This window comes from Paenibacillus periandrae (assembly GCF_022458865.1).
GTDB lineage: Bacteria > Bacillota > Bacilli > Paenibacillales > NBRC-103111 > Paenibacillus_S > Paenibacillus_S periandrae.
On sequence record NZ_JAJNMU010000246.1, the window covers coordinates 1 to 227 of the forward strand.

The window sequence follows — 227 nt, forward strand, 5'->3', positions numbered from 1 at the left end:
TCTAGCTCGTGGAGAAAGCGTGTTTTGTACCGATTTACGAACCTCTTGCACGGCCTCTATGACATAACCATGCACATGAAATCGATCTGCGATTCGGATCGCTGTTGGAAAACATTCATGGATCCACGTGTGATAGGCTTGGGCTAAATCCATCACCACCGCCTTGGGAGCAAGCAGCAGGAAGTCAGGATGCTGCTGGGCATAGGCCCGCAAATCTTCCAGTTTTC

1 protein-coding gene is annotated in these 227 nt (G+C 50.2%); it reads right to left on the bottom strand.

Annotated elements, in window-relative coordinates; all coding sequences use genetic code 11:
* On the bottom strand, positions 1 to 227 hold a 227-nt coding region (locus LRL21_RS45410), incomplete at both ends, for a transposase (protein ID WP_240422272.1).